The sequence below is a fragment of the Streptomyces sp. NPDC017225 genome (assembly GCF_044331465.1).
In the GTDB taxonomy this organism is placed as follows: domain Bacteria; phylum Actinomycetota; class Actinomycetes; order Streptomycetales; family Streptomycetaceae; genus Streptomyces.
In genome coordinates this window covers 662533-681306 of sequence record NZ_JBIRNE010000002.1, presented here as the reverse complement: position 1 = coordinate 681306, position 18774 = coordinate 662533, and the positions used below count along the sequence as shown (strand labels likewise).

General features: G+C 69.2%; 23 protein-coding genes and 2 pseudogenes. 16 read left to right on the top strand and 9 right to left on the bottom strand.

The window, feature by feature from the left end; genetic code table 11:
• Positions 1–20 precede the first annotated feature (20 nt).
• Positions 21–842: an SDR family oxidoreductase gene (locus tag ACH4NX_RS06830; protein ID WP_351399410.1), complete on the bottom strand. Its 822-nt coding sequence runs from the start codon at positions 840–842 to the stop codon at positions 21–23.
• A gap of 193 nt (positions 843–1035) precedes the next feature.
• Between ACH4NX_RS06830 and ACH4NX_RS06825 the strand changes: the two genes are divergently transcribed.
• A complete protein-coding gene (locus tag ACH4NX_RS06825; RefSeq protein WP_351399413.1) occupies positions 1036–1467 on the top strand; it encodes a MarR family winged helix-turn-helix transcriptional regulator in 432 nt (143 codons plus the stop codon).
• Between the two features lie 239 nt (positions 1468–1706).
• Here the strand turns inward: ACH4NX_RS06825 and ACH4NX_RS06820 are convergent, their stop codons facing one another.
• Entirely contained in the window at positions 1707–2462 is a 756-nt protein-coding gene (locus tag ACH4NX_RS06820; RefSeq protein WP_351399414.1) for a helix-turn-helix transcriptional regulator, read from the bottom strand.
• Positions 2463–2610: 148 nt separating this feature from the next.
• On the opposite strand from ACH4NX_RS06820, the gene ACH4NX_RS06815 reads away from it, so the two are divergent.
• Entirely contained in the window at positions 2611–3771 is a 1161-nt protein-coding gene (locus ACH4NX_RS06815) for a MalY/PatB family protein (protein WP_398126808.1), read from the top strand.
• Positions 3772–4461: 690 nt separating this feature from the next.
• Here the strand turns inward: ACH4NX_RS06815 and ACH4NX_RS06810 are convergent.
• Complete coding sequence (locus ACH4NX_RS06810; RefSeq protein WP_398126809.1) at positions 4462–5559, bottom strand: alkene reductase; 1098 nt, start codon at positions 5557–5559, stop codon at positions 4462–4464.
• A 65-nt stretch (positions 5560–5624) separates the two neighbouring features.
• Complete coding sequence (locus ACH4NX_RS06805) at positions 5625–6047, bottom strand: RidA family protein (protein WP_351399419.1); 423 nt, start codon at positions 6045–6047, stop codon at positions 5625–5627.
• A gap of 143 nt (positions 6048–6190) precedes the next feature.
• Here ACH4NX_RS06805 and ACH4NX_RS06800 point away from each other — a divergent pair, with 143 nt between their 5' ends.
• Positions 6191–6787, top strand: coding sequence for a TetR/AcrR family transcriptional regulator (locus ACH4NX_RS06800; protein ID WP_398126810.1), 597 nt, complete (start codon positions 6191–6193; stop codon positions 6785–6787).
• A 30-nt stretch (positions 6788–6817) separates the two neighbouring features.
• Here the strand turns inward: ACH4NX_RS06800 and ACH4NX_RS06795 are convergent, their stop codons facing one another.
• Complete coding sequence (locus tag ACH4NX_RS06795; RefSeq protein ID WP_398126811.1) at positions 6818–7090, bottom strand: hypothetical protein; 273 nt, start codon at positions 7088–7090, stop codon at positions 6818–6820.
• Positions 7091–7880: 790 nt separating this feature from the next.
• On the opposite strand from ACH4NX_RS06795, the pseudogene ACH4NX_RS06790 reads away from it, so the two are divergent.
• From ACH4NX_RS06790 to ACH4NX_RS06780, 3 genes and pseudogenes are all read left to right on the top strand, one after another.
• Positions 7881–8078: pseudogene (locus tag ACH4NX_RS06790) on the top strand (SDR family oxidoreductase); the annotation flags it as partial.
• Between the two features lie 250 nt (positions 8079–8328).
• Entirely contained in the window at positions 8329–9246 is a 918-nt protein-coding gene (locus tag ACH4NX_RS06785) for an alpha/beta hydrolase fold domain-containing protein (RefSeq protein WP_351399425.1), read from the top strand.
• A gap of 506 nt (positions 9247–9752) precedes the next feature.
• Positions 9753–10868 (top strand): MerR family transcriptional regulator, encoded by a 1116-nt coding sequence (locus tag ACH4NX_RS06780; RefSeq protein WP_398126812.1) that lies wholly within the window; start codon positions 9753–9755, stop codon positions 10866–10868.
• 334 nt (positions 10869–11202) lie between these two features.
• Here the strand turns inward: ACH4NX_RS06780 and ACH4NX_RS06775 are convergent, their stop codons facing one another.
• Positions 11203–11700: a Tn3 family transposase gene (locus ACH4NX_RS06775; protein WP_398153351.1), complete on the bottom strand. Its 498-nt coding sequence runs from the start codon at positions 11698–11700 to the stop codon at positions 11203–11205.
• 218 nt (positions 11701–11918) lie between these two features.
• On the opposite strand from ACH4NX_RS06775, the gene ACH4NX_RS06770 reads away from it, so the two are divergent.
• On the top strand, positions 11919–12203 hold the full coding sequence (locus tag ACH4NX_RS06770) for a hypothetical protein (RefSeq protein ID WP_398126813.1): 285 nt from the start codon (positions 11919–11921) through the stop codon (positions 12201–12203).
• Between the two features lie 202 nt (positions 12204–12405).
• On the opposite strand, the gene ACH4NX_RS06765 is transcribed toward ACH4NX_RS06770, so the two are convergent.
• Complete coding sequence (locus ACH4NX_RS06765; protein WP_351399429.1) at positions 12406–13026, bottom strand: TetR family transcriptional regulator; 621 nt, start codon at positions 13024–13026, stop codon at positions 12406–12408.
• Positions 13027–13179: 153 nt separating this feature from the next.
• Here ACH4NX_RS06765 and ACH4NX_RS06760 point away from each other — a divergent pair, with 153 nt between their 5' ends.
• Positions 13180–14103, top strand: a complete 924-nt coding sequence (locus tag ACH4NX_RS06760) for an SDR family oxidoreductase (protein WP_398126814.1) — start codon at positions 13180–13182, stop codon at positions 14101–14103.
• Between the two features lie 384 nt (positions 14104–14487).
• Here the strand turns inward: ACH4NX_RS06760 and ACH4NX_RS06755 are convergent, their stop codons facing one another.
• Positions 14488–14877, bottom strand: coding sequence for a MazG nucleotide pyrophosphohydrolase domain-containing protein (locus ACH4NX_RS06755; RefSeq protein WP_398126815.1), 390 nt, complete (start codon positions 14875–14877; stop codon positions 14488–14490).
• Between ACH4NX_RS06755 and ACH4NX_RS06750 the strand changes: the two genes are divergently transcribed.
• The 8 genes and pseudogenes from ACH4NX_RS06750 (at position 14870) to ACH4NX_RS06715 (ending at position 18362) form a co-directional block, all read left to right on the top strand.
• Positions 14870–15829 (top strand): hypothetical protein, encoded by a 960-nt coding sequence (locus ACH4NX_RS06750; RefSeq protein ID WP_398126816.1) that lies wholly within the window; start codon positions 14870–14872, stop codon positions 15827–15829. The two genes, ACH4NX_RS06755 and ACH4NX_RS06750, sit on opposite strands and share 8 nt — an antisense overlap.
• A gap of 1 nt (position 15830) precedes the next feature.
• The gene (locus ACH4NX_RS06745; RefSeq protein WP_351399437.1) at positions 15831–16142 is read left to right on the top strand and encodes a hypothetical protein; all 312 of its coding nucleotides are present in this window, start codon (positions 15831–15833) and stop codon (positions 16140–16142) included.
• A gap of 91 nt (positions 16143–16233) precedes the next feature.
• The gene (locus ACH4NX_RS06740) at positions 16234–16545 is read left to right on the top strand and encodes a transposase (RefSeq protein ID WP_398126817.1); all 312 of its coding nucleotides are present in this window, start codon (positions 16234–16236) and stop codon (positions 16543–16545) included.
• Between the two features lie 128 nt (positions 16546–16673).
• Positions 16674–17156 carry an IS3 family transposase gene (locus ACH4NX_RS06735; RefSeq protein ID WP_351399441.1) on the top strand — a complete coding sequence of 161 codons (483 nt, stop codon included), beginning with the start codon at positions 16674–16676 and terminating at the stop codon, positions 17154–17156.
• Positions 17157–17192: 36 nt separating this feature from the next.
• Entirely contained in the window at positions 17193–17717 is a 525-nt protein-coding gene (locus tag ACH4NX_RS06730) for a hypothetical protein (RefSeq protein ID WP_351399443.1), read from the top strand.
• A gap of 139 nt (positions 17718–17856) precedes the next feature.
• Positions 17857–18066, top strand: a complete 210-nt coding sequence (locus tag ACH4NX_RS06725; RefSeq protein ID WP_351399445.1) for a hypothetical protein — start codon at positions 17857–17859, stop codon at positions 18064–18066.
• A pseudogene (locus ACH4NX_RS06720) lies at positions 18053–18202 on the top strand (MerR family DNA-binding transcriptional regulator); the annotation flags it as partial. The gene ACH4NX_RS06725 and the pseudogene ACH4NX_RS06720, both read left to right, overlap by 14 nt.
• A gap of 4 nt (positions 18203–18206) precedes the next feature.
• A complete protein-coding gene (locus ACH4NX_RS06715; RefSeq protein WP_351399476.1) occupies positions 18207–18362 on the top strand; it encodes a hypothetical protein in 156 nt (51 codons plus the stop codon).
• A gap of 188 nt (positions 18363–18550) precedes the next feature.
• Here the strand turns inward: ACH4NX_RS06715 and ACH4NX_RS06710 are convergent, their stop codons facing one another.
• Positions 18551–18766: a hypothetical protein gene (locus tag ACH4NX_RS06710; RefSeq protein ID WP_398126818.1), complete on the bottom strand. Its 216-nt coding sequence runs from the start codon at positions 18764–18766 to the stop codon at positions 18551–18553.
• Between the last annotated feature and the right edge of the window lie 8 nt (positions 18767–18774).

Below are 18774 nucleotides of genomic sequence, written 5' to 3'. Positions count from 1 at the left end.
TCGCGCCGCAGGTGGTGGCGTCACGAGGTGGCGGGGTCGAGGTCGCTCACGTCGTCGAATCCGGCCTTGCGGTTGAGATTGCCGGTGAGGCGGGCGACCGTGGTCCGGGGAAGCAGGCGCGTGGCCCAGGTTCCGGCGCGGTTGGAGGCCCGTCCGGGGAAGGAGACGGACCGGCCGCGTGCGAAGTCGTCGAGTGTTCCGGCGGCGACGCCGGCGGGGGTGTCCGTGGTCTTCGGGTCCATGGACGCGGTCGTACGGTCGAAGAATCCGGTGTCGGTGGCTCCCGGGTGGGCCGCCATCACGCGCACGCCGGTACCTCGGACCTCCTCGGCGAGCGCCTCGGTGAACGAGAGCACGAATGCTTTGGTGGCCGCGTAACTGGCTTGGTACGGCATGGGCTGGAAGGCGGCGGTGGAGGCGACGTTGACGATGCCGCCGCGGCCGCGTTCGACCATGCCGGCGCCCAGGAGGTGGACCAGGCCGATCAGCGCGGTGACGTTCACGTCGACGGACTGGAAGTTGGGTTCGAGAGGACGGCCGAGGAAGGGACCCACCGACCCCATCCCGGCGTTGTTGACCAGGAGGTCCACGTCCAGGCCGAGTTCCTCGACGGCGTTGACCACCGCCTGCGGGGACCGCCGGTCCGAGAGGTCTGCGGCGATCACGTCGACTCGGACGGAATGGGCCTTCCGAATCTGCCCGGCAAGGGTGTGGAGTGCGTCGGCCGAGCGGGCGACAAGGACGAGGTGCGCGCCTCGGGAGGCGAGTTCCCGTGCGTAAGCCTGGCCCAGTCCCTTCGAAGCGCCGGTGACCACGGCGGTGGTGTTCGTGTAGTCGTACATGAGTGAGTTCTTCCTTTTCGGCTGGGCGCCGGGCCGCGTCGGAAGTGGACGGGCCTCGGAGAGGACGGGACGCGGGGAGTGTCCCGCTCCCGGGACGGCCTCGTGTCCACCAGCGGGAACGAGGGCCAATTACTTCGAGTCTCGAAGGAACATAACACTTCGAGGCTCGAAGTAAAAAGGCTAGGATGAGGCCATGACGCGAAGCGCCCTTGAGGCAGCGGTGGTGGCGAACCATGAGATCTTCATGCAGACCAGCGACCGGATCGAGACCGTCCTGGCTGAACACGGTCTGACGCAGGCAACCGCTCAGGCACTCTGGGCGATCGACCCGGCCGAGGCTCCGCCCTCGATGAAGGAACTGGCCGGGCGGCTGTACTGCAACGCGCCCAACCTCAGCTTCGTCATGAATCAGCTCACCGGCCGGGGACTCGTCGAACGTTCCGCCGACCCCGCCGACCGCCGTTCACGCGTCGCAGCGCTGACGGAGGACGGCCGACGGGTACGGTCCGCGCTGATCGAGGCAACACTGGCCCTGAGCCCGTTTGCCCGACTGGACGCCGACGACCTGCTCAAGCTGGTGAGTCTCCTGGGGAAGGCGCTCGAACCGACGGCAGGTCCAGCGTGAGATTCGGCAGACTTCAGGACGCGGCACCTGACTCGCCGGGCAGGTGGCGCCGGTGGGCGGTGAGCGTCGCGTCAGGAAGCGAGTTGCCGCTGTCCCTACCCGTCGGTTCGTGCTTGTCACAGCCGAGATGGTCGGTGATCTCGCCCTCCAGGGACGAGGTCGGGGAAGTTGCTCACCGGGCCAGAGGAGTCGGCTGCCGACCGGTGGCCTGGGTGCGCATGGCGGAGTCGTTGTGACGGTCAGCCTGTCTGCCGACGATGCTGGTGTGTTCCCGGGGTGTGTCCGAAGACGCGGCGGAAGACGTCGATGAAGGCGCTGGCGGACGACCAGCCGCACAGGTGGGCCACGGTGGTGACCGGGGTGTTCTCGGCCAGCAGGACCAGGGCGTGGTACAGCCGTAGTTGGGTGCGCCACTGGGGGAAGGTCATGCCGAGGTCGGCCTTGAACAGGCGGGAGAGGGTGCGGTCGCCGGCGCCGACTTCTCTGCCGAGGGCTGCCAGGGTGCGGTGGTCGGCAGGGTTCGTGCGCAGGATGTCGCAGACCGCCCTGAGCTGGGGGGTGGTCGGGGTGGGCAGGTGCAGGGGCTGCTGGGGCGAGGCCCGCAGTTGGTCGAGCAGTACGGCCCGCAGCCGTCCGCGTTCGGGACTCTCGTCGTGCACGGTGTGCGTGTAGGCGAGGATCAGTTCCCGCAGGAGCGGCCCGACCGTGAGCACGGTCGGTTCGTCCAGGCCGAGCGGGTTGTCACTCGCGGGCAGGCCGACCAGGTGGAGTTCGAGCTCGCCGTGGGCCTGGTGGGCGTGCACGGTGCCGGCCGGTACCCAGATGGCGCGGGTGCCCGGCGCGATCCACGTCCCCGTGCAGGTCGTCACGGCCAGCACGCCCCGGCCCGCGTAGACGATCTGATGGTCGTCGTGGCGGTGGGCGTCGACAGCGGCTCCGGGCGCCAGCCGCTGGGCGCGAGTCGGCGCTGTGGGCTCGTGGCGGATTTCTGTCATTGATTGGCAGTTTATCGGAAGCACGACAGATCGCTCGGCGTCGACCATGGCGATGTGCCGGTCCGGCCGGCCCGCGCGTCGCCGGACCCGGCCGCCGAGACGCACGCCCCCTCCGCCTTCCCATGATCACGACCTCCAGGAGCCATCGATGAGCAGCGCCTTCCAGGTCCCCCCGCTCACTGAACTCCGTCAGCGCCTCAGCGCGAAATGGCAGACCTTCCCACACGGTGTGCTGCCCATGCCCGTCGCCGAGATGGACTTTCCGCTCGCCGAGCCGGTCGCCACCGCCCTGCACCAGGCGATCCGCCGTTCCGACACCGGCTACGCGGCACCCACCGCCGATCTCGCCAAGGCGGTCGCCGGCTACGCCCTGCGCACCTGGGACTGGGGCATCGACCCCGACGGCGTGCACACCGTCGCCGATGTCGGAATCGGGATCGTCGAGACGTTGCGCCGCATCGTCGCTCCCGGGGACAAGGTGGTCATCAGTCCGCCGGTCTACGAGCCGTTCTTCTGGTGGGTGCAGGAGGTGGGCGCCCATGTCGTCGAGGCGCCGCTGACCGAGCCACCCTCGGTCGACAGCATCGCGCGGGGCCCGCGCCTGGACCTGGCCGCCCTGGAGCGGGCCTTCGCCGACGGAGCCAGGGCCTACCTGCTGTGCAGCCCGCACAATCCGCTCGGCCTCGTGCACCCGCGCGAGGACCTGGTCGCGCTGGCCGGACTGGCCGAGACATACGGCGTCTTCGTCCTTGCCGACGAGATCCACGCCCCGCTCGTGATGGCCGGTGCGGAGTTCGTCCCGTTCCTGTCGGTGTCGCAGGAGGCACGGCGCTGGGGCTTCTCGTTCCTGTCCGCCAGCAAAGGCTGGAACCTGGCCGGCCTCAAGGCCGCCACCATCATCACCGCCGACCCGGCGCCGAAGCGGTACGTCGAGCGTATGTCGCCCCACTGCCTCTACCGCACCGGGCACCTGGGCGTGATCGCCACCGTCGCCGCCCTCAACGACGCGGACGCTTGGCTCGCCGAGGTCCTGGAGGTCCTCGAACGCAACCGGACCCTGCTCGCCGAGCTCCTGGACAAGGGTCTCCCCGCGGCGCGCTACACGCCGCCGCAGGCCGGTTTCCTGGCGTGGATCGACTTCCGGGCCCTCGGCTGGGACGACGACCCTGCCGCCTACATCCTCGGCGCGGCCAAGGTCGCCCTGAACTCCGGTCACCGGTACGGCTTTCCCGGCTTCGCCCGGCTCAACTTCGCCTGCGCGCCGGAGACTCTCACCGAAGCGGTCACCCGTATCACCGACTCCTGCTGACACCCGCGCACGCGTGGCGGCCTTTTCTTCACCAAGGGCTTGCGGAACATCAACGTGGCCTCCAGGTCCTGCTGTTGGGGTCGTTGCTCAGGACGATGTCCCGGGCCTGGAAGGTCGCGTGGGCGGCCGGTGGGGTGGCCAGCGGGGGGCGCTGGCGCCCTGCGCGTTGAGCAGTCTCCCCCACCCCAGCGCCGTCGAGTTCAGGAGACTCCTGGTCACGATGGACAAGGCGGTTCCCGCCGGGCTCTATGCGTACCTGGTGTGTGACAGCTACGCCACTCACCACACCCCCGGGACCAAGACCTGGCTCGGCAAGCCCTCCCCCGCTTCCATGCCCACTTCACCCCGACCGGCTCCTCCCGGATCAACCAGGCCGAGGTCAACCGATACCTCTGCTGGACGCCATTCCGTGCCTTGCGCGACTCGGCCAGCAACACCTCGTGCAGAAGCGGCCAGACGCCGGCCTCGGTCCGGTCCCGCAGCCGCCGTCAGGGCATCACCTCTACGGCCGGCACCCTCGGCCGGCACATCAGCCCAGCTCACGCCCTTGCGCATCACATCCGCGTTCCCGGCGTCATGGGCTGGGGAAGCCTCCACAGCCCGCTTCCGTACGCCGGACGACATCGACAGATACCCCGACCGGACAACGGCAGGATCAGATCAGCGTGTCGATCGATTCCCGGCAAGTCCTTACACGACTGCCGGAGCCCTGGGGGCGTCCGTCGCGGTCGGGTAGTCGATGTACCCCTGTGCCCCTCCCCCGTACACGTTCTCCGTCGGCGGCCCCGCGAGCGGCGTGCCGTTGGCCAGGCGAGCGGGCAGGTCCGGGTTTGTCATGAACAGGCGACCGAGGGCGATCACGTCCGCATGCCCGTCCCGTATCAGCCGTGCCCCCGCGCCGGGGCTGCTCGGCTCCGGGCCGTTCGTGTTGGCGACCAGCGTTCCCGACCAACGCGTCCGCAGGTCCGCGATGGCTTCGTACGCGCCGTTCTCCAGCACGTGCAGGTAGGCCAGGCCCAGCGGGTCCAGTGCGTCGACCAGCGCACGGTAAGTGGTGCGGGCGTCGGTCTCGGCGAGCTGGTTCTCGGCGTTGTCCGGCGAGATGCGCAGACCCACGCGGTCCGCGCCGACCTCGGCGACAACCGCCTCGACGACCTCCGTGGCGAACCGCAGACGGCCGGTGACCGAGCCGCCGTACTCGTCCGTGCGCAGGTTGGTGTTGTCGGCGATGAACTGGTGGATGAGGTAGCCGTTCGCACCGTGGATCTCCACGCCGTCGAAGCCCGCCGCGATCGCACGCCGGGCCGCGGACGCGAAGTCCCCCACGGTCCGGGCGATTTCCCTGCCCGTCAGCTCACGCGGAGTCACGTGGCCGAGCAGCCCGCCCCGGGTGAAGATCTGCTTCCCCTCGATGGCGACGGCCGACGGGGCCACCGGCAGCTCGCCCTCCGGGAGCGTCAGCGGGTGGGTCATCCGCCCCACGTGCCACAGCTGGGCGAAGACCGTGCCGCCCTCGGCGTGCACCGCGTCCGTCACCTCTCGCCAGCCACGCACCTGCGCGTCGGTCACCAGACCCGGGATGCCGGGGCCGCCCTTGGCGAGTGCACTGACGTACACGCCCTCCGTGATCAGCAGCCCAGCCCCGGCGCGCTGCCGGTAGTACGTCGCCGCGTGTCGGCTCGGCACTCCGGTCATGTCGTCGGCCCGGCCCCGCGTCATCGGGGCCATCGCCACCCGGTTCGCCAGTTCCAGCCGGCCCGATCTGTACGGCTCCAGCAATTCCCGCATTCGACGACCCTCTCCCGGTATACGTACGTCCACGTCCCGTGCTTGTCCTGTAGCGACCTCGTCGATCATGCGGCGCTCCGGTCCAGTGCGATGACCTCGACCTCGATCTGCCAGTCGGGCTGGGCAAGCGAGACGACCTCGACGAGGGTGTCGGCGGGGTAGGGCTCGGCCAGGAACTCACCGCGTAGCGTGATCACATGCGGGAGGTTCCTCGCCATGTCCCTTACGAAGATGCCGACCTTGATCACGTCCGCGAAGGTCAGGCCGGCCGCCTCCAGCACCCGTCCGACGTTCCTGAAAGCCTGCCGCCCCTGCGCCAGGAACCCGCCCTCGACGGTCGTCCCGTCCTCCTCGAAGCCCGCCTGCCCGGACACGTACACGAACCCCCCGGCTCGGACGGCCTGCGATATCCGGTACGGCGCGTACCAGTCCGGCGTGGTAGCGATCTTCTCGATGCGCCCCGCGTCCGCCCTCTGGTTGCTGGACATGTCTCTTCCCTTCTGTCGGCGAGGGCCGGCACTGTCCCGAGCCCTCGCGTGACGGAACGTTTCGTAACGCCATGAAAGCTAGACCACCCCGAGCGCCTTGTCAAAACGAAACGTAACGTCACGTGAGCGGTAGAGTGAGACCCATGACCCCCGACCCGAACAGTGAACGGCGCAGCGAGCGAGCCCGCCGCGCGATCCTCGACGCGGCGTTCGACCTCGTGAGCCGCAAGGGCTTCGCGAAGGTGACCATCGAGGCCATCGCCGCCCAGGCAGGCGTGGGCAAGCCCACGATCTACCGTTGGTGGCGATCCAAGGGCGCGGTGGTGCTGGAGGCGATGCACGAGGAACTCGGCGACGACTTCGACTTCCCCGACACCGGTGACATCGCCGCCGACCTCACCACCCAGATCACCGCGGTGAGCCAGCGGCTGATCACCGGCAGGATCAGCGAGGCCTACAAGGGCGTCATGGGCGAGGCCCAGAACGACCCCGCGCTGATGACGGCGTTCCGCGAAACGATCCTCGAGCCCAGCATCGCGCGGTGCCGGGCCCGTCTGGATTCCGCCGTCGCCGCCGGGCAGCTCCGTTCGGATGTGCCCACCGACGTCATGGTCGACCTCTTCTACGCGCCGATCCACTACCGGCATTTCCTGGGCTTCGGCGACGACGCGGTAAGGCGCAGCGCCGATCTCGTCCAGGACGTCATGCTCGGCCTGCGGCCCCGGCCGCAGGCCGGGTGAACGACCGGTGCCGGCCACTCCGCCGGTTGATCAGATGCCTACACGGGTGGGCACCGCGTCCGCACGTCCGTAGCCGAGCACCTGGTCGAGGACTTCGCGGAAAAGGGCGGTGTCTTCGGCAAACGCTTCGATGACGGCCTCGATCTCGCCGTCGGTCGACCGCAGGTCTTCCAGCGCTCCAGGGTCGAGTGAGACGCGAAGGACGTTACCCGTCAGGGCAGCTGCGCGCACAGTCGTACGCGGTGCCTTGCCCGGCTGTGACCAGGCAGTGCGGGTCCATCCCGCGGGCGGCCCCTTGTTCATCGGGCACCTCCTCTCCCGCCATGAACATCGAGACGAAGCCGCGTCCGTCCTCACCCTCGGCAAGGGCGGCTTCGGTGAAGTAGCCGTCAAGGCCGGCTCGGTTCGGACGGCGCGGGCGGTGAATCGGTACGTCAGGACGGGGTTCTATCAACGTCTCCCGCTGAGCCACAGGGGCAGGGGCGGGCTCGATGTTCACCGTCACGCTGAGGAGGTGACCGCGATACTCCCTCCGCGACTCTCCTGGGGAAGGTCGTGAACTTCACGCTGGGGAATCGCGTGGGCGCAAGCGTGTACAACCCATCGCGCCTCGGCACACGTCTGACTGATTGCCAATGATCCTTGTCGACCCAGTGAGCCGTATGTTGCGGGCCATGAAATCGTTGATCGCTGCCGTTCGTGAGCAGGACCAAGCTGCCAGTTTCCTCGCTGGCTCCTGCGGCTGCTGCTGGTCGCCCCGTGGTGGCGGGGCTGTCAGGCGTTCACGTCACGATGTCCACCTCACGCTCGAGCAGATGGACCGGAACTCCGGCTCGCACCTTCCGTCAATGGGCGCGTGACCACACCCCCGACTCCATTTGAGCGATACCCACACAGGGAGGGCGGGGGGCAAGCGCACTCTCAGACACCGACGCCCACGCGCTTTCCGCCTTCTGTACCGCTGTCATGCGGGCATGTCCACCCAAGCCGGGCGACGGAGCCGGCCGCCATACCCCGGAACACCTCGCCGACGTCGCTCTCACCGCCTGGCCCGGCTGACATGCCGGCGCCCCCGGGCGGCCCCGGTCAGCGGGGTGCTGCCGCCGGTCCCATGTCGCTGTGGCCCGGCGGGACCGAGGCCGACCGTGCCGAGCGGGTGAAGACGGAGAACCCGCTCGGCCGGGTCGCCGAGGCCGAAGAGGTGGCGGCCGCGGTGCTCTACCTCGCCTCGCCCACGGCCGGCGCGGTGGTGGGTACCGGCCCGGTCATCGACAGCGGAACCTCGGCCTGACGGCTCGTAGGCTTCGGCGACACCCTGCCCGACGAGAAACCACGCCACGACGGGCCGGAACGCGAGCCACGTCCCGACCAGAGCGGCTGCACCGCGGATGCCGCCGACGCCGACAGCGGGACCCGCGGAGTACGCGAACCGGCCCCTTCCTCGCCGTCGCCGGTAGTCGCAACCGCCACTGCGTGCGGCGGATCGGGCGCCGCAGGTCAGCGATAGCGTGAACTCGAGACCCGAGTGATGAGGAGGCCGCATGCGATTCACGCTGGACGCACTGCAGGCTGACGTACCCGCGGAGCAGGTCGATGAAGCCCGCGACTTCTACAAGTCGAGGGCGGCAGGCCGTGGCCCCGGTTCATGGGCGGAGCTGAAGGAGGCCCGAGCGAAGAGGCCCGCTCCTCCTGTCGCCGATCCGCCTGCCATCGAAGAGACGATCGAAGCCGCGGAAGCGCGCGTCCCCGTCAGGATCTTCACACCTGTCGACGGTCCGCCGCAGGGCGTCTACCTGGACATACACGGCGGCGGCTTCTACATGGACTGCGCAGCGCGAGGAGACGAACGCAACCGCGCGCTCGCAGACGCCCTGCACCTCGCCGTTGTCAGCGTCGACTACCGACTGGCCCCTGAGCATCCCTGGCCGGCGGCACCCGACGACTGTGAAGCGGCGGCGCTCTGGCTCGCCGAAGAAGCCGATGCCCGCTTCGGAACGTCCCGACTTGCGATCGGCGGAAGCTCCGCGGGAGCCACACTCGCCCTGGCGACCCTGCTCCGGCTGAGAGACAGAGGGGCCGTGGGCCGATTCACCGGCGCTGCACTCAACTTCGGGACCTACGACTTGAGCGCACGAACCCCGGCCGGCCGCCGCATCGCGGACGAATACTTCATCCAGGCGTACGTCGGCCATGTGGAAGACCGCACTGTTCCTGACATCTCCCCCCTCTTCGGCGCTCTTCGCGGGCTTCCCCCAACGCTGCTGATCGTCGGAAGCACAGACGTGCTGCTGGAGGACAACCTGGCGCTGGCAGGTCGGTTGTCAGCGGCCGGCAACGACGTCGAGCTCCGGGTCTACCCCGAATCACCCCACGGTTTCACCGGCCATCCCACGGCAATGGCCAGGGCGGCTCTCAGCGGCGTCGAGTCCTGGCTGCGCGACCGAATCACGCGATCGTAGAGGCTGACCGCGATCTCGAAGGATCCCGGTGCCGGAGGTCGATCACGTGAGACGCGGCCTCGCGCACTCCGCCACAGGCCGGCGAAACCCGGCTACCGGGCGTACTCGCACGGCTCGGTCATCGGCTGCTCGGTCCGGTCGTCCAGGCGGCGGATGAGTGCGGCGGCGAGGTCGATGCGGCGGGTGGCCCCTACGGCCGTTCGGTCTGCTTCTGCTCACGATCACCACGGTGCCGCACAACGAGTGGCCGGTGACTGCGACCCGCTTGGCGCCCATGCTCGTGGCCGGTGCGAACAGCATCATCAGCAGCCGGCGCCGCAGCACCGCCTTGGGGACCGCTTCCCTGGTGGCGACCGAGTGAACTCGCTGGTGAAGCCGGTGGCGAGCTCGGCCTCGAGCGGGCGAAGGTACCGGGCCGGGTGACGGCGACGCACGGGATGCCCCGACGTCCGCAGCCGACGCCGGCTCTTGACCCTCACGCGGCGTCAGGCTCCATAGTCGGTGCCATGGAGGATCACTGGACCGTGGGACGCGTGGCCGGGCTGGCCGGCGTGAGCGTCCGCACACTGCATCACTATGACGAGATCGGGCTGGTGCGTCCGTCGGCACGCACCGCGTCCGGGTACCGGGCCTATTCGGCGGGTGACGTGGAGCGGCTGCGGGAGGTGCTGGCCTACCGGCGCCTGGGCTTCGGGCTGCGGGAGGTCGCCGAACTGGTCGGCGACCCGTCCACTGACGCGGTCGCGCACCTGCGCCGGCTGCGCGGCCTGCTGCTGGAGCGGCGTGATCGCGCCGACGCCATGGTGGCTGCCATCGACACGGAACTCGACGCACGGGCGAAGGGACTGAGGGTGACACCGGAGGAGCAACTGGAGATGCTCGGTGCACGGCTGTACGACGCGATCGGTGGCGCCTACCCCGCGACACGGCGTACCGATCCGCGGATCGCCGCGCAGATCTGGGACGCGCTCGGGGACGCGCGGACGGTGCTGAACGTCGGGGCCGGCACAGGCTCCTACGAGCCCACTGATCGCGACGTGAGAGCGGTGGAGCCATCGGCGGTCATGCGGGAACAGCGCCCCGCCGGCTCGGCTCCGTGCGTGGCCGCCTCCGCGGAGAACCTGCCGTTCGGGGACCACTCCTTCGACGTCGCGATGGCCGTCTCCACCGTTCACCACTGGGAGGACCCGCTAGCGGGGCTGCGCGAGATGCGGCGCGTGGCGCGCCGCGTGGTGGTGCTCACCTTCGACACCGACGAGCCCGGATGGCAGGACCGGTTCTGGCTCACCCGCGACTACCTGCCCGAGTTCGCCACCGTCCTCGCGCATTTTCCCTCGCTCGCCGGGATGGCCGACGCGATCGACGCCCGCACCGAACCGGTACCCGTCCCGTGGGACTGCACCGACGGCCTGTTCGAGGCGTACTGGCGCCGGCCGCGGGCGTATCTGGAGGACCCCGTACGCCGTGCGATGTCGGTGTGGACAAGGGTGGGGCCACAGGCCGAGCAGCGGGTGGTACGAAGCCTCAGCGACGACCTCGACTCCGGCCGGTGGACCGAGCTCAACAGCCACCTCGCCGACCTCGACGCGGCAGATCTCGGCCTCCGCCTGCTCATCGCCTGAACCGCGGCGCGTCGCTCCTGCGGGACGAGGACTGCCAGGAGTACCCCGCGCTGCCGTTCGGGACGTTCCGCGAGCACCCTGGTTGTCTCCGCCCCGGGCCTGACCGCCTGGGCGGCCCGTGTCGCCGGCGTCAGCTCGCGTCTCCGCCGGCCCCGAAGTCGCCCCCGGCGACAGCCGACGCTGTCCCCGTGCCGAGGCCGCATGCGGTACGGCGGCGTACATCGGGGCCCTGCGCGGCTTCGGGCAGTAGCCGTCGACGTTCGCACAGCCTCAATCTCCGCGGACGAACCAGCTGATGGGCTGGGCGGGGAGTGCTGTCCCCGCCCAGCGCGGCTCATCGTGAGGCGTGCCGCACCATGCACACGATCGCGGTGACCTCCGACGCGGTGCAGTGCAGCAGCTGGCTGTGGATGGCCATCGGGCCTTTCTCGATGTGCCAGTGCACAAGGCCTCCGCGGCTCCCGTACCGGGAGATGCCACTCGGTGAAGTTGCTGCGGTCCCAGGCTTCGAAGTGCGTCGAGCCGGAGGCGACGGTGGTGGTTCCCTGGCCCCAGACGGCTTCATGACGGGCGGCGAGGTGGCGCTGGCGATTTCGTCTCCGGCGGCCTTGAGGCCGGTGGCGGTCAGGTAGCGGCGGACGGTGCAGCGCAGCTGCTCCTCGCTGCGCCCGGGCTCGCCGGCCGCGACCGAGCCGATTCCGGAGTTGGTGCCGTACGCGTGGGCGATCAGGCGCAGGCGTTCCAGGAGCTTCGCCTCGTCGATGGCCTCGCGGGTGCCGACCGGGACGAGGGCCTTGAGCATCCCGGTGCGCAGGGCGGCATCCTCGAGGATGTCGACGAGGGCGACAGTGTCCCACTTCTTGCGGATCGCCTTGCGGATCGCCTTCTTGAGCCGGCGTGGGTTCCCGGGTCCTTCCTGCGGCTCGGGCTCGGTGCACCTGATCGCCCCGCCCCGGTGCTTGCCGCTGATCGCCCGTCACCCACGGCAGCTTCGGCAGCTTGGTGTCCAGAGCGTCGAGCTCGGCGCTCGTCTCGGCCTGGAGCTGGGCGATGAACACCTTCGCGCCGCGCGGTTTGTCCGACTTCTCGCAGTACTCCGCGCGCCGGATCTCGAAGTCGTCGGGCAGGTCCTCGTCGAGGTTGCGCCGCTTGTCGGCGCCCACGACCCAGATCTCCGTGCAGCGCAGCCTCCCGCGCAGGGCCTGGAAGACGCACGCCTCGCACACGGTGCGGATCACCCGCTGGGTGTCCTTGTCGGGGGTGTGGAGAGCGAACTCCGTCCACTCCTTGCGCACCACGCCGTCCAGCGGGGCGGTCTCGTCGAGCGGCAGGTAGGCGGTGGAGAAGTCCTCGTGCCGCTCGATCAGGGGCAGGGTCTCGATTCCTCGCCGCCGGCCGCCGGCAGATCACCTCGCGCACGCTGCCTTCGGGGGTGCCGAGGGAGGCTGCGGCGATCCTTCCGCGGAGTCCGGCCTTGCCGCGGGACGGCGCCGAGGACGGACAGCCCGGGGCCCCACACTCATGGCATCGGCCACGTTCATGCCACTCCCTCATGGTCGGTGAAGCTCACGTCGTCGGTCGCGGCGTCGTGTTCGGCGGGCGCGGTGAGGTGCCTGGCGGTGTCCAGGGTTTCCCGGATGCGCTGAGCGAGGGAGTGTCGGTCGGGGTCGTTGATCCAGCGTTCGAAGGCGACCTTGAAGGTGGCGATCCCGATTTCGGCGGCGAGTGCGGCGGTGGTGGCCTCCATGCCGCGTTCGCACAGCGTGCGGGCGAGTGTGGAGGCGAGTGCGGCGAGTTTGGCCAGTTCGCGTTCCTGGAGTTCGGGGTTGGCGGCGATGACGGCCTGGCGTTGCCGTGCCAGGTCCGCGCGCTCTTCGAGGACGGGGGCGGCTTCGGTCAGGGCGTGGGCGATCACCTCGAGCGGCGGGAGCGGGAGGGGGGCGGTGGCCGTGGCGTTCGCAAGGGTGTCGGCGAGGGGGTTGGCGGCCGGGAAGAGGACTTCCCGCTTGTCGGCGAAGTACCGGAAGAAGGTCCGTTCGGTGAGCCCGGCGCGGGTGGCGATCTCCGCGACGGTGGTGGCGTCGAAGCCCTGGTGGTTGTAGAGCTCCAGCGCCGCCTTCTCCAGGCGGCCTCGTGCGTCGGGTTTCCATCGGCTCATGCTCCGACCCTAACTGCCGATGACAGGACCTGACATAACCCTGACGTCAGTCACTGACGTAAAAATGATGTCAGTGACTGACGTCGGGTGTACGGTGATGTCATCAACTGACATCACGGCGCCCCGGCGGGAGCCATAGCAGGAAGGCGCACCATGCGCGTATTCGTCACCGGAGCCTCCGGACACGTCGGCTCCGCCGTCGTCCCCGAACTCCTCGAAGCGGGACACCAGGTCGTCGGCCTGGCCCGCTCGGACAAGTCCGCCGCCGCGTTGACGGCTGCCGGTGCCCAGGTGCAGCGAGGCGACCTGGACAACCTCGACGGCATCACCGCGGCCGCCGCCGCGGCCGACGGCGTCATCCACCTGGCCTTCAAGCACGACGCCATGTTCGCCGGCGACATCGAGGGCGCGGTCACAGCGGATCTGCGCGCCATCGAGGCGCTCGGCGACGCTCTGGCCGGCACCGGCAAGCCCCTGGTGGCCACGTCGGGAACCGCGCTGTTCGCCTTCGCGGGCCTCGAAGACACCCTCACCGAAGCCGACGCGCTCGACGCCGGCCCGCGGATCGACGCCGAGAACGCGGTGGCCGCACTCACGGAGCGCGACATCCGCTCATCCGTCGTCCGGCTCACTCCGACCGTGCACAGCACGCTCGACCACAACGGCTTCATCCCGACCCTCATCTCCATCGCCCGGTCGAAGGGTGTCTCCGCCTACGTCGGCGACGGGGCCAATCGATGGCCCGCCGTGCACACGCTCGACGCGGCACACCTCTACCGGCTGGCGCTGGAATCCGCGCCGGCGGGGTCACGGCTGCACGCCGTCGACGACGAGGGGGTCACCTTCCGCCAGATCGCCGAGGCCATCGGCCGCGGGCTGGACCTGCCCCTCGTCAGCATCCCGCCGACGCAGGCCGACGACCACTTCGGCTTCCTCAGCGCCCACGCCCAGGCCGACAACCCGTCCTCCAGTGCACTGACCCGCGACCTCCTCGGCTGGAAGCCCCTCCATCCCGGCCTCGTCGACGACCTCGCCCAGGGGCACTACTTCGACGTCCCGGCGACCACCACACACTGAACCAACCCCCTCAAGCTTCCCCGGCTCCGCCACGCCGCATCCCGGCGGCGCGGCGGAGCCGGTCCACACGCCCCCCACACCCACGAAGACCGGCTGCCGCGCGCCCCGCGTCACGTCGCAGCCTGCGGAAGTAGTGGCATGAACATGCAAGATGCACGCGAGCGGATGGACCCCGCACTCGCCAAGGCCCTTGAGACAACGTGCGCGGCCGAGCCCCTTGACCGCTTCTGACCAGCGACTGCAGTCGACACAGCTCCGTAGCGACGTGTCGTGCTGCCGCCGTCACCGTCAAGGAGTCATCACCGCAGGTCCGGCGGCAGGCTCCCGGGAGGAGCGAACGCGGCCGCTGAGGCACCCACCATGCCCGTCAGCGCTCATCTGGACCTAACGGTCGCGACGGGCGCTGATCGTCTTCTCCAGGTCCCTCATGGTGCGCACGAACGCGCTCTCGAGATCGATGCCGTAGCGGTGTGCGAGGATCAGCACGGACCACAGGCAATCAGCCAGCTCATGTTCCAAGGCGGCCTGGCTGTCCGGGCGAACCGCCCGCGCCCCCTCCTCCGCCAGGATCAGCTTGGCCAGGTCACCCACGTCTGCCATGTACCCGAGCATGAACTCTTCGCGAGTCCATACCCGGCCGCGTTCTCGCATGTTCAGCTCGTCGTACAGGTCGTGGGTACGCAGAGCACGCCAGCGAAGTTCGTCCAGGCCCATCGCCGGAATACAGCCCTGCGCCCGCCGGTTTGACTGGGCCGCCGAGCTCACGGTGGACATCGACGACATCAAGGACGACGCGAACCGTGCCCACGATCAGGCCAGCGCGGCCTATCACCGCGCCAAGACCGTGGAGGGCGAAGCACGGCACACGTGCACGGCGGCGCTCGACAAGGCATACAACGCCCTGCCCGACTTCCGCGGTGGTGACTTCGTCGTCGCGAAGAACCTGCTCGACGCCATTCCCGCGCTGAGAGCCGAAGCCGCCGAAGCCAGCCGGGACTCACTCGCCCACCTCCCCGGCAGCGGACCCAAAGCGGAATTCACCGAAGCAGTGGGGAATGACGACATATCGCCGTCTCTCATGGACATCAGGATGCGCCTCACCGGGCTGCCCGAGGCCACCGACGCCTACTGGGCTGTGCCAAGGAACGCTGACGAACGCCGCGAATGGATAGCGGCGAACAAGGACATCATCTCCGAAGCGGCACAGCGGTCCGGCCTGCCACCCGACATGGTCGCGGGCATCGCCTGGCAGGAGGTCGGCGGACAATGGGGCTGGATGGACGACGGCGTCGACACCATCCGCGGTCTGGCCGAGGACGGCTGGTTGGACACCACTCCGGAGAACCTGCCCTCATGGCTCGGCGGCGCTCCGGACGAGACGTCCTTCGGCCCCATCGCCATCCAGGTGAGAAGGGCGGCGGAGGTCCTCGGATACGATCCGGCAAACCTCACAGAAGGGCAACGGGACACCATCGAAGTCTCACTCCAGGACCCCGGACAGAACATCTTCATCGCGTCCGAGTACCTGGCCATACTCAAGGAAGAGAGCGGCTTCGCCGACATACCGTCGGACGAAATGACACGAGAGCAGCGCCAGGAACTCGCCGCCCGCTACAACGGCGGTCCCTACTGGCAGGATGAAAGCGCCCAGGCCTACGGCCTCGGCTTCGGCTTCGGCCTCGGCCTCGGCCTCGGCAGGAATCTGGACGACGCAGGAGCGCCCTGAAGTGACCGGCCTGCTACGAGGGCCCTGGGGCATAACCCTTATCCTCGCCAACCTGCTCAGCACCTACGTCGCCTACGGCGCACTCGTCACTCAGCCGCAAGGGGCCTGGGACGAAAGCACGCTTACAGGGATCGAGTTCGCGTCAGCATTGCTGATCACGCTCGGCGTCATCACCTCCCTGCTCGCACTCGTCCCCGTGCGGCGGCAGGCCCTCAGCCGTCGGTGGCTGGCACCCTCGCTGATTCTCCTGGCAGTGGGCGTAGCGCGCTGGTCGAACATCGTTCACACCTATCCGCAGGGCGCCGGCGGCTGAGCGGCACAGCAGCCCTATTGAGCTGTACTGAGATTTGTGGAGTCCCTGATGCCAGGGGTTACCGTCCTGGCGAAGGAGATCCACCAGCACCATGGCGGCACCCCGTAAATACCCCGACGAGCTCCGCGAGCGCGCGATCCGTGAGGTCCGCGCCGCCGGCCGTCCCACCGCCCACGTCGCGAAGGATCTGGGCATCCACAAGGAGGCTCTGCGCGGCTGGGTCCGCCAGGCCGAGACCGACCGCGGCGAGCGCGACGACCGGCTGACCACCGCCGAGCAGGACGAGCTGAAGCAATTCCGCAAAGAAGTAGCGGAGTTGAAGCGAGCGAACGAGATCCTCAAGGCCGCCTCGGTGTTCTTTGCTCAGGAGATCGACCGTCCCCGGACGAGGCCGAGCAGATGATACATAACCTGCGTGACAGAGTTCTCGGGGTCGATCCCGTCTGCCGGGTGCTGGGCCTGTCGCCGCCGACGTACTTCGCCCGCAGGAAGCGGCCGAAGTCCGCTCGCCGGCTCCACGACGGACGTCTCATGCCGCTGATCGAACAGGCCCACGCGGAGTCGGGCGGCACCTATGGCGCCCGCCGGATCACCCGCACACTTCGACGCAAGGACGTGGACGTGGCCCGCTGCACCGTCGAGCGCCTGATGGCCGAGCTGGGCCTGGAGGGCGTCATGCGAGGCCGGCGGCGCCGCACCACCATCCCCGAGCCGTCGGCGCCCCGCCCGCCGGACCTGGTCGACCGTGTCTTCCCGGGGCCGCCCCACCCACCCGGACAACCTTCACAGGCGTCACGTGGACCTGGGCCGGCAGCTGGAGCTGCTGAAAGACGCCCCCGGCTGCGCGGTCTGGCCGAAACCGACGACGGCAGGCCGCCACACCATCGAGTGATGCGGCTCAGCCAGGCGGGTGACAGCGGCCTGCGCGGACTACTGCCGGGCGGGCCGGTGGTCCAAGATTGGTGCCGCCGCAATCCCCTGCGGAGCGTGCATCGACCGAGTCTGCGCCGGTGATCGACGCGACCACGGCTGTTCGAGGAGACCCTTCCCATGCGTTCACGCCTCATCGCAGTCATGGCCGCCGCGGCTGCGGCCACTGCGGCCCTTGCGCAACCCGCCCACGCCGCCCCGGTCGTCGACGGGGTCTACCGGTTCGCTGCTCTCCAGGACGGCAAGTGCCTGGTCTGGCCCAAATCGCATGCGAGCATCGGCTCGGTCGGGTTGGGCGCCTGCACGGAGAGCGCGTCGACCTCGGCGAACTGGCAGGTACGAAAGCGCCCCAACGGGACGATGGAAGTCTCGACGCCGGGCTCGAACCCGCGTACCTGCCTGGGCGTGAACACGGACCACAGGGTGAGGGTCAGCGACTCCTGCGCCGACCAGTACGCCGAGTGGACCGTGTCCTTCGGCTCCGCCGGGCCCGGCAGTGTGGTGTGGGCCGACATCGAGCACACCCCCGGCGATCGATCCGACTCGTGGGGGAAGGTGGTCGACATTCCTGAGGTAACCGGTCGTGTCGTGGTGAGGCGGGTCCCCATCGAGCCGCACTACTGGGAATTGCAGCAGGTCAGCTAGTCTTCTGAGTCAGGAATAGCGTTCAGATGTTCAGAGCTGCCCGGTGGCACGTACTGGGCGGCCGAAGGCGGAGTTGATCCTGTCGGATGCGGAACGGGCTGCGCTGTAGGACGGTGACCGACGAGCAGGTAGCCGCGGTATGGACACCCTGGCGTGGAACACCCTGGGCACAGCGCTCATCGCCGACTTCGCCCACGTGTCGGCCCAGCACCGCCGCCACATCTGGCTTTCCTTCCTCGGCCCGGACGTCCACGCACAGGCCTCCGGCAGATCTGTCCACCTGAGCTTCCCCGGCAGGTGTGGTTCGTCCGCGGGTACGGAGAGACGGCGGGAACATGAGGATCGGTGAACTCTCCCGGCGCACGGGAGTCGCACCGCGTTTGCTGCGGTACTACGAGGAACATGGACTGATCCGTCCCGAGCGCCTGGCGAACGGTTACCGCGACTATCCGGAGTGGGCCGTCGAGAACGTACTGCGCATCCGACTCCATGGCAGACCCGAACATCCGCGAGCAGACGCGCAAGAACATGGACGCAGTGGGCATCCCTCCGGCGGCGGTCGCCCGCGCGGTGGCCTTCGCCATCGAGCAGCCCAGCGATGTCGAGATCGGCGCAATGAACGTTCGCCCCACCGTCCAGGCGTGACACTTGCCGTCACCGGTCAAGTGACACGGCCGCCAGCCGCTTGCACAACGCCACTGTCTGGCCGGACGTCCCGACGAGCAGAACACAAGTCCGGACCTGGCTCCCGGCGTCAATAGGAGCGACGCCTTCCAGGGAGGTGGGACCCAGAGCGGTCAGCCTGCCTTGCCGTCCTGGGCAGCTGCCCGGGCTCAGGTTATGGCGAGGCGGTAGGAGTCGGTTCCTGTCTGGATCAGATTGCCGCCGAAGGTGAGTCGGTGACGACAGCTGTGCGGAACCGAGGATCGGTAAAGGTCCTCTCCGATCGCTGTGATCGAGGCAGCGCCGGCCAGAACGGCGGCCGCCGCATCGGTGAGCAGGGCCGTCCATGGGTGACGGATGCCTCGACGGGTCCGTGGGTCAGGCACCGTAACTG